The following is a 9,094-nucleotide window of genomic DNA, read 5'->3' as shown; positions in this document are numbered from 1 at the left end:
CCGTGGTGCTCGTCCCGCCGCTGCTCGGCCGCCGGCTGCTGCGCCGCCGCAACGGCTCGGGCGGTACCTCGTGACGGCCCCGGTGCTGGAGAAGCAGGTGCGGACCGACGGGTGATCGATCGGCGTCCGAACGGTTCCACCGACGGGTGAACCGCACCGGCCAGAGAACTCTGCACGATGACCACGTGAATGTTCGAGCGTCTCCGGGGGTTGTGAGACACTTCCGTCCGTCTCAGCGCCATGACCTGGGGTTTGGGACGCCAGGCCGATCAGGTTGGAGAAGCGGAGACGCCGAACGGCCCGGGCCGGGACCTGCCGCTCACCCGTTCCCCGTCCCCGTTTCTCTAGTTTGGAGCGCCCGCGTTGGGTTCCGCCTGGAAGCAGCTGCCCGAGGAGCTGTCCGAGCCCGCCAGACGCCTGGCGGAGGAGCTCCGGGCCATCAAGGACACCGCCGGACTGTCACTGTCCGAACTGGCCGCCCGGACCCACTACAGCCGGGCCTCCTGGGAGCGCTGGCTCAACGGCAAACGGGTCGTCACCGAGCAGGCGCTGGACGCGCTGGTCGGGACGGTCGACTGCGACGCGGCCGCGCTGCGGGCGCTGTGGCGGCGGGCGGTGGCGGGGCCGGAGGCCGCGGCGCCGGTCACGGGCGCGGGCGCGGGCTCCGGCGCAGGCACGGACGCGGGCGCGGGCGCGGCGGTCGCCGAGGAGCGCGACGGCCAGGGCCCGCAGCGGCCGGCCGTCGCTGACGAACCCCCGGGCCCCGAGGAGTCCGCGGCCAAAAGCCCCGCCCCCGAGGAGACCACCGCCCCTGAACCGGCCGCCGGCGAGGCGCCGACGACCGGGCAGGAGTCCGGGCCCGCCCCCCTCGCCTGGTGGCGGCGTCCGGCGGCGCTGCTCTCCGGCGCGGCCGTGCTGGCGCTGCTGCTGGTGCTGGTGGGCCTGCGGATCAGCCGGCACGACGGGCAGGCCTCGGCGGCCGACCGGCCCGCCGCGACGGCCGACGCCGGCACCTCCCCCAGCGCCAAGCCCGCCCCGGGCGCCCCGGCCTGTCAGGCCGTCGGCTGCGCGCACAAGGACCCGAAGACCACCGGCTGCGGCAAGGACGCCCGGACGCTGCAGACCCAGGTGATCGGCAAGGTGGTCGTCTACCTCCGGTACAGCCGGACCTGCCGGGCGGCCTGGGCGGCCATCACCGAGGGCGAGCCGAAGGACTACGCGACGATCAGCGACAGCGCCGGCGACGCCGAGACGGCGCTCATCCACTGGGGCTACGACAACTACTCGGCGATGCTGAACGCGGCGGACCCGACCGTCACCTTCCAGGTCTGCGGCTACCAGCCAGCCGGCCACGACTGCACCGCGGTGGTCTCCGACCTGGCCATGGTGGTGGCCTCCACCCCGATCCCGATCGGTCCCGCCTCTCCCCCGCCGGGCACCGGCGCGGGAGCGCCCACGACCCCGGCCCCGGCCACACCGGCCGACCCGGCACCGGCCGACCCGGCAGCACCGGCCGCCGCTTCGACCGAGTCGACCGAGTCGGCCGGTCCGTCCTGACCACGACCGGCCGCTAGTCGAGGTAGCCGCGCAGCTGCTCCGCGCTGGCGTGGTCGCGGAGCTTGACCAGGGTCTTCGACTCGATCTGGCGGATCCGCTCCCGCGTGACACCGAACACCGCGCCGATCTCCTCCAGCGTGCGCGGGCGGCCGTCGTCCAGCCCGTAGCGGAGCTGGACCACCTGGCGCTCCCGCTCCCCCAGGGTGGCCAGGACCGCCTCCAGGTGCTGGCGCAGCAGCAGGAAGGTCGCGGACTCGGCGGGCGAGGCGGCGTCGGCGTCCTCGATCAGGTCCCCGAGCGCGACGTCCTCCTCCTCGCCGACCGGCGTGTGCAGCGAGATCGGCTCCTGGGCCAGCCGCAGCAGCTCGCGCACCCGTTCCTCGGTCAGCTCCAGGGCGGCGGCGATCTCGGCCGCCGTCGGTTCCAGGCCGCGCTCCTGGAGCAGGCCGCGCTTGGCCCGGACCACCCGGTTGATCAGCTCGACCACGTGCACCGGCACCCGGATCGTCCGGGCCTGGTCGGCCAGCGCCCGGCTCATCGCCTGCCGGATCCACCAGGTCGCGTACGTGGAGAACTTGAAGCCGCGGGTGTAGTCGAACTTCTCCACCGCCCGGATCAGTCCCAGGTTGCCCTCCTGGACCAGGTCCAGCAGGGTCAGTCCGCGGCCGACGTAGCGCTTGGCGACGGAGACCACCAGCCGCAGGTTCGCCTCGATCAGCCGCCGCTTGGCGATCCGGCCCCGCACCACCAGGGAGTCCAGCTCGACGGCCAGCGGGTCGGGCGGCGGCGGATCGCCGTTCAGCCGCTCCTCGGCGAAGATGCCGGCCTCCACCCGGCGGGCCAGCTCGACCTCCTCCGCGGCGGTGAGCAGGCGGATCCGGCCGATCTCGCGCAGGTACTGGCGCAGCAGGTCAGCGGCCGGCCCGGTGTCCTCGGCGGGCCCCCGGCGCTCCCGCCGGTCCTCGGCCCCGGCCCGCGCTCCGGGCGAGGGCTCGAACCCGGACACGGCCCCGGGCTCGGCCTCGGCCTCGGGGGCCGGGCTGTCCGGGTGGCCCTCCGGCAGGCCCTGGGCGGGGATCCGGGCACCGTCCGGGGGCGCGGCCCGGGCCCGGCCGTGGTGGGTCTCCTGCTCGCCGGTCTCCTGCGGTCCGGCCGGTCCGGCGGGCTTCGTTCCCGTACTGGTGGTGGTCGCTGCGACGAGGCCTTGCTCCACGGGCATCCCCTCGGGGCGGGCGCGACTCTGGCGGACCCGCGCTGTACGGAGGTGGGACGTCCTCCAGTGTGCGGTACGCCACGCTCCGTGGCCGAGACTCGTGCGCCGACTTTCTGTGAAGCGAACGCTAGAGAGCGGCCGCACCCCGGCTGCGCAGCTCCTGCCCGTACTGCTGGAGCTGCCACAGCTCGGTCTGCACCGCGTGCAGCTGTTCGGCCTCGGCCCGGGGGCCGAGCCGCTGGAGGTAGCCGCGGACCTCGGTGATCCGCCGGTCCACCGCCAGCATGCGCAGCTTGACCAGGAACTCCCCCGCGTAGATCGCGTCCACCTTGCGGCGCGAGCGCACCGGCTCGACGGTCAGCTCGGTGACCAGCGAGCGCACCTGGTCGTCCGGGGACGCCTCGCGCACCGCGCTGGTGAAGTCGGGCAGGCCGGCCCCGTGCGCGGCGCCGCCGGCCTTGGCGATGGCCTGCCGGACGGCGGTGTACGGCGGGGTCGGGAACTCGTCCTCGCCGTAGTGGTCGAAGGCCGGACTGACCAGGTCCGGGTGCTGGAGGGCCAGCTTGAGCAGCTCGCGCTCGACGAACTGGGCCGGGTCGCGCGGGTTGAGCCGGAAGGCGGGCTGCGCCGGGCGCTGCGACGGGGCCTGCTCCGGGCGGCGCTGGGCGGCCGCGCCGCGCGGGTTCTGCTGGCGCTCTCGGTCCCAGCGGGCCAGCTGGGAGATCCGGCGGACGACGAACTGCTCGTCCAGGATGCCGAGCATGCCGGCCAGGCGGACGGCGTACTCGTGCTGGATCGAGCGGTCCTTGATCTTGGCGACGATCGGGGCCGACTCCTCCAGTGCCGCCGAACGCCCCTCCGGGGTGTCCACCCGGTGCCGGGCCACCACCGAGTTCAGCGCGAACTCGAAGAGCGGGACCGGGTTGTCGATCAGGTGCTTGACCGCCTCGTCGCCCTGGGCCAGGCGCAGCTCGCACGGGTCCATGCCGCCCGGGCTGACCGCGATGGAGGTCTTGGCGGCGAACTTCTGGTCGTCCTCGAAGGCGCGCAGGGCGGCCTTCTGGCCGGCCGCGTCGCCGTCGAAGGTGAAGACGGTCTCGCCCCGGTACTGCGAGGTGTCCATCAGGAGCCGGCGGATGATCTTGATGTGGTCCTCGGCGAAGGCGGTGCCGCAGGTGGCCACCGCCGAGGTGACCCCGGCCAGGTGGCAGGCCATCACGTCGGTGTAGCCCTCGACCACCACCGCGCGGCCCGACTTGGCGATCTCCTTCTTCGCCAGGTCGATGCCGTACAGCACGTGGGACTTCTTGTAGATCGGGGTCTCGGGCGTGTTGAGGTACTTCGGGCCGTTGTCGTCCTCGCGCAGGCGGCGGGCGCCGAAGCCGACCACCTCGCCGGCGATGTCCCGGATCGGCCAGACCAGCCGGCCCCGGAAGCGGTCGATCAGGCCGCCGCGCTGGCCCTGCGAGGCGAGGCCGCCCAGCAGGATCTCCTTGTCGGTGAAGCCCTTGCCGCGCAGGTAGCGGACCAGGTGCTCCCACCCCACGGGGGCGTAGCCGACGCCGAAGACCGTGGCGGCCTCCTCGTCGAAGCCGCGCTCGGCCAGGAAGCGGCGGCCGATCTCCGCCTCCGGCGAGGCCAGCTGCTCCCGGTAGTAGGCGGCGGCCACCTTGTGCGCCTCGACCAGCCGGGTGCGCTCGCCCTGCTGGTGGCGGGGGCTGTAGCCGCCCTCCTCGTAGCGCAGGGTGATGCCGGCCTGGGCGGCCATCCGCTCGACGGCCTCGGCGAAGGTGAAGTGCTCGATCTTCATCAGGAAGGCGATGGTGTCGCCGTTCTCCTGGCAGCCGAAGCAGTGGAAGACGCCCTTGGCGGGGTTCACGTAGAAGGAGGCGGACTTCTCGTCGTGGAAGGGGCAGACGCCCTTGTACTCGCCACCGCCACCGTTGGTCAGCTGTACGTAGTCGCCGACCACCGCGTCGATCGGCAGTGCGCTGCGCACCGCCTGTACGTCTTCGTCCCTGATCCGCCCGGCCACCCCGGAAGTCTACTGGGGCGGCCGGGCATTCGATCCGCGGCGGCCGCCTCCGGGCGGCTACGCCCAGGCGGCGCCGACCAGCTTGGCGTGCAGGGCCAGGGCCGAGGCGTCCGTGAGGGTGGCGATCTGGTCGATGACCGTGCGCAGGGCGGCGCGGTCGTCCTCGGCCTCGCGGTACATGGCGGCGAACACCGGGTCCAGCCCCTCGGGGGCGCGCTGGGTGAGGACGTACGCCAGCTCGGCGATCACGATCCGCTGGCGGGCCCGCAGCTGGGTCTGCTCGTCGCGCTGCATGACGTAGCGGACGGCGACCGCCTTGAGCACCGCGCACTCCAGCCGGACGTCCCTCGGCACCACCAGCTCGGCGGTGTAGCGGGTGAGCCGGCCGGGGCCGTAGCGGGCGCGGGTGGCCTGCTCGGCGGCCAGGCAGAAGCGGCCGATCAGCTGGCTGGTGAGGTCCTTGAGCCCGCCCCGGGCGCGGGCGGTGCCGTCGTAGGAGCGGGGCCACCACTCCTGGGCGAGCAGCCGGTCCAGGGCGTCGGACAGCTCCTGGGGCTCGGCGTCCCGGGCGTAGCGCTCGGCGACCTTGAAGAGCTCGGCGCGCTCACCGGGGGCGCGCAGGGCGGCCGGGTCGATGTGGCCGGCCTGGAGGCCGTCCTCGACGTCGTGGGTGGAGTAGGCCACGTCGTCGGACCAGTCCATCACGGTGGCCTCGAAGCACTTGCGCCCGGTCGGGGAGCCGGCCCGCAGCCAGCGGAAGACCGGCAGGTCGTCGGCGTAGACGCCGTACTTGGGCGAGGCCGGGTCGGTGGGGTGGGCACCCTTGGTCCACGGGTACTTGGTGGCGGCGTCGAGGGCGGCCCGGCTCAGGTTGAGGCCGACGCTGCGGCCCGGCCAGGGGGCGAGCCGGGTGGCGGGCTGCTCCTCCTGGGGCGCGAAGCGCTTGGGTTCGAGCCGGGTCAGGATGCGCAGCGACTGGGCGTTGCCCTCGAAGCCGCCGCAGGCCTCGGCGGCCTGGTCGAGGGCCTCCTCGCCGGTGTGGCCGAACGGCGGGTGGCCGATGTCGTGGGCCAGGCAACCGGTCTCCACGAGGTCCGGGTCGCAGCCCAGGGCGGCCCCCAACTCCCGCCCGACCTGGGCGCATTCGAGGGAGTGGGTGAGCCGGGTGCGCGGGAAGTCGCTGCGCATCGGGGCGACCACCTGGGTGGTGCCGGCCAGCCGGCGCAGCGCGGCCGAGTGCAGCACCCGGGCACGGTCGCGCTGGAAGGCCGTACGGCCCGGGCGCTTGTCGGGTTCGGGGACCCAGCGGGCCTCGGCAGCGTGGTCGTACGGGATCGGGGCGGCGAGGCGGTGCGTGGTGTCGTCCATATGCCCTTCACCGTACGCCGGGCCCCCGACACGCGGGGTGTGCCGCGCGCGAAGGAGCGCGGGCCGGGGCGTGAACGGTGCGCGGCGCGCGGGTGCCCGCCCCGGCGAGTCGACCCCACCCGGACGGCGCAGCCCCGCACGCCCCCTGCGTCCCCGCGTCCCCGCGTCTACGCCCCTGCGTCCCGAACGTCCCCCGGCCCGGGCGGCCTCAGCCCCTGATCGCCTTCAGGACCACGCCGGACACCGCCTCCTGCCCCTTGGCGTTGGGGTGGATCGGCACCAGCCCCTGGGCCGGCAGGGGCGGCTCCACCCAGCGCTTGTCCTCCCCCGCGCACATGTCGTGCCCGGCCGAGGGCCCGGCGAGGTCCACGAACACCGCTCCGGCGGCCTCCGCGCGCTTCTTGAGCATGCCGTTCAGCTGCTGCTGCTTCTCCACCAGGAAGCCCAGGTCGGAGGCGGCCACGGCGTTGCCGAGCACCGGCAGGCAGCTCGCCGGGTCGGCCGGGAGCAGCCCCGGGTACCCGATCACGTACACCCTGGCCTTCGGGGAGCGCTTCTTGACGTCCTGGAGCACCTGGCCGATCCGGTCGCCGGCCGCCTCCACCTTGCGCTGGACGTCGTCGGTGCCGTTGCCGGCCGCGTAGTGGTCCCGGCAGGGCGAATCGCTGATCCGGTCGGCACTGTCGGTGATCACGCCCTTGACGATGTCCACCAGGTTGGCCTTGGCGCACTCGGTCACGACCTCCATGAAACCGGCGTCGTTGCCGCCGATCCCCAGGGTGACCAGCCGGGTGTCCGCGGTCAGCGCGTCCAGCTGGGCCGGGTTGGTGCCGTCCGCGACCTTCTGCGGACCGGTCAGGTCCCCGGTGCGGGCGCCGCTGCAGCTGACGTCCTTGAACTGCCCGGCGGCGAGCGAGAGCTCCTTCGCCACCAGGGACGGGTAGTTGGCCCCGGAGCGGTAGCAGGCGCCCGGCTCGCCGACCTGCGGCGGGAGCTTCATCCCGGCCGTGTACGAGTCGCCGAGCGCGACGTACGGGCCGGTCGGCGGCGGGGCGGCGGTCGGCGACGGGTTCGCGCCGGCCTGCGCGCGGGCGGGCGTCGCGCCGGCGGCGGCGCTCCCCTGCTGGTCGGTACCGGCGTTGTCGGTGCAGCCGGCCAGCAGCACTGCGGCCAGTCCGACGGTCAGGGCGATGGTCGGGCGTGCGGTCCTCGGCATGGTCTCCCCCCGGGGATACGGGTCACGGTCGGCTCCTTACGGCGGCCCGTCCCCCGGGCACACCAGGGGCCAACGAACGATCGCGGCCGATCACTCCCATCCGCGCCCGATCGCCGCACGACGAGCCGGATCCGGCCGGAATCCGCCCCTCGGACCCCGTCCGGCCGCCCGGTTCCGCCCGCCCCGGCTACTCCGCGCCGCGCTCGTGCTCGGCCAGGAACTGCTCGAAGCGCCGCCCCAGTTCGTCCGCCGAGGGCAGGTCCGCCGGCTCGGCCAGCAGGCTCTCCCGGCCCTCCGCGCCCGCCACGGCGTCGTACTGGCCCTCCATGCCGCGGATCGCCGAGCGCAACTCGCCGTCCCCCTGGGCCAGCTGCTCCTCGATGTCGGCGTAGACCTCGGGGACCCGCTCGCGCAGCCCGGTACCGGGCAGCACCAGCCCGGTGGCGGACTGCACCGCCTCCAGGACCTGCACGGCCGCCGCCGGGTAGGCGGAGCGGGCCACGTAGTGCGGGACGTGCACGGCGAAACCCAGGACGTCGTGCCCGGCCTCGCCCAGGCGGTACTCCACCAGCGCCTGGGCACTGCCCGGGACCTGCGCCTGCTCGAACCACTGCGGGTAGCCCGGGGCGAGGTCCAGCCGGTTGCCGTGCGGCGTCAGGCCGACCGGGCGGGTGTGCGGCACGCCCATCGGGATGCCGTGGAAGTCGATGGAGAGCCGCACCTCGAAGCGGTCCACCAGCTCGCGGACGGCACGCGCGAAGCGCTCCCACTCGACGTCCGGCTCGGGGCCGGTGAGCAGCAGGAACGGCGCACCAGCGGCGTCGTGGACGAGCTGGAGCAGGATCTCCGGCGGGTCGTAGGACGTCCAGTGGTCGTGGTCGAAGACCATCGCCGGGCGACGGGCCCGGTAGTCCACCAGACGGTCGTGGTCGAAGCGGGCCACCACCTGCGGCGCGCCCGTCTCCAGCAGGTGGGCCACCACCTGGCCGCCGGCCTCCCCGGCGTCCATGAAGCCCTCGAAGTGCTGGAGCAGCACGAGGCCGGCACCGGTGTCGCGCAACTGCTCGTTGGCCGCGGCAACGGCGGCCACGCCCTGCTGATCCAGCTCGTACAACGCCTGGAAGTCACGCACCGCGCACCCAACCCCGTTCCCTGCTCGTCCCGGTCGACCGGCTTCTCGTCCTGTCCAGCGCGCCGGGCGCCGCCGGAATTCCCACCCCCGGCCCCCGCCCTGCGGACCTCCCGTCCGCGCGCCCCGCGGGGCCCGTCCGACGGCTCCCCGGGGGGCTCGCCCGACGGCCTCGGACGAACGCTCCGGACCATGATCGCACCCGGCCGAAGACTCCCTGGTCAGGGCCCTGCGAGGGGCCGGTCCGCAGGGCACGCGAACGGCCCGCGCGGCCATTCGCGTGCCGCGAAGTGACGCACCGCCTTCTGGCGGGTATCGTCCTCTCGCTGCCTCGCATCGTCGCGTCGTCGTCACGTCGTCCGTAACGCCGTCGGCCACGTCCCGGTCCGGTGCTCGGCCAGCCACCCACGACGCATCTTGCCTTCACCTGGCCGCCTGCTTCCCTTCGCGCTCTCGTACCCTCCTCGGCCATCTCGCGGACGCACACTGTCCCGTCGCTCTTCCCGCCGGACCGGTCCGAGGATCCGTGTCCGTTCCGGCACCCCGCGCCGCCCGTTCCGGGCCGCCGCCCCCACC

At 74.4% G+C, this 9,094-nt stretch carries 6 protein-coding genes; 1 reads left to right on the top strand and 5 read right to left on the bottom strand.

What is annotated here, in order from left to right; all coding sequences use genetic code 11:
• Positions 1–363: 363 nt before the first annotated feature.
• Positions 364–1,557, top strand: a complete 1,194-nt coding sequence (locus ACIQOV_RS13950) for a DUF2690 domain-containing protein (RefSeq protein ID WP_401048414.1) — start codon at positions 364–366, stop codon at positions 1,555–1,557.
• Positions 1,558–1,570: 13 nt separating this feature from the next.
• On the opposite strand, the gene ACIQOV_RS13945 is transcribed toward ACIQOV_RS13950, so the two are convergent.
• From ACIQOV_RS13945 to ACIQOV_RS13925, 5 genes are all read right to left on the bottom strand, one after another.
• Complete coding sequence (locus ACIQOV_RS13945) at positions 1,571–2,776, bottom strand: sigma-70 family RNA polymerase sigma factor (RefSeq protein ID WP_401048412.1); 1,206 nt, start codon at positions 2,774–2,776, stop codon at positions 1,571–1,573.
• Between the two features lie 121 nt (positions 2,777–2,897).
• On the bottom strand, positions 2,898–4,805 hold the full coding sequence (gene dnaG / locus ACIQOV_RS13940) for a DNA primase (protein WP_401048411.1): 1,908 nt from the start codon (positions 4,803–4,805) through the stop codon (positions 2,898–2,900).
• A 57-nt stretch (positions 4,806–4,862) separates the two neighbouring features.
• The gene (locus tag ACIQOV_RS13935; RefSeq protein ID WP_401048409.1) at positions 4,863–6,173 is read right to left on the bottom strand and encodes a deoxyguanosinetriphosphate triphosphohydrolase; all 1,311 of its coding nucleotides are present in this window, start codon (positions 6,171–6,173) and stop codon (positions 4,863–4,865) included.
• 208 nt (positions 6,174–6,381) lie between these two features.
• Entirely contained in the window at positions 6,382–7,389 is a 1,008-nt protein-coding gene (locus ACIQOV_RS13930) for an SGNH/GDSL hydrolase family protein (protein ID WP_401048408.1), read from the bottom strand.
• 187 nt (positions 7,390–7,576) lie between these two features.
• Positions 7,577–8,521 (bottom strand): PAC2 family protein, encoded by a 945-nt coding sequence (locus ACIQOV_RS13925; RefSeq protein WP_359902927.1) that lies wholly within the window; start codon positions 8,519–8,521, stop codon positions 7,577–7,579.
• Between the last annotated feature and the right edge of the window lie 573 nt (positions 8,522–9,094).

It is taken from the genome of Kitasatospora sp. NPDC091257 (assembly GCF_044757675.1).
In the GTDB taxonomy this organism is placed as follows: Bacteria; Actinomycetota; Actinomycetes; order Streptomycetales; family Streptomycetaceae; genus Kitasatospora; species Kitasatospora lactacystinica.
Note: the sequence above shows the minus strand (reverse complement) of the source record. Positions and strands in the feature narration are given on the sequence as shown.

Excerpts from the sequence above, each read along its gene's own strand:
- ACIQOV_RS13945 (WP_401048412.1), bottom strand. The coding sequence starts at position 2,776 with ATGCCCGTGGAGCAAGGCCTCGTCGCAGCGACCACCACCAGTACGGGA.
- ACIQOV_RS13935 (WP_401048409.1), bottom strand. The coding sequence starts at position 6,173 with ATGGACGACACCACGCACCGCCTCGCCGCCCCGATCCCGTACGACCAC.
- ACIQOV_RS13930 (WP_401048408.1), bottom strand. The coding sequence starts at position 7,389 with ATGCCGAGGACCGCACGCCCGACCATCGCCCTGACCGTCGGACTGGCC.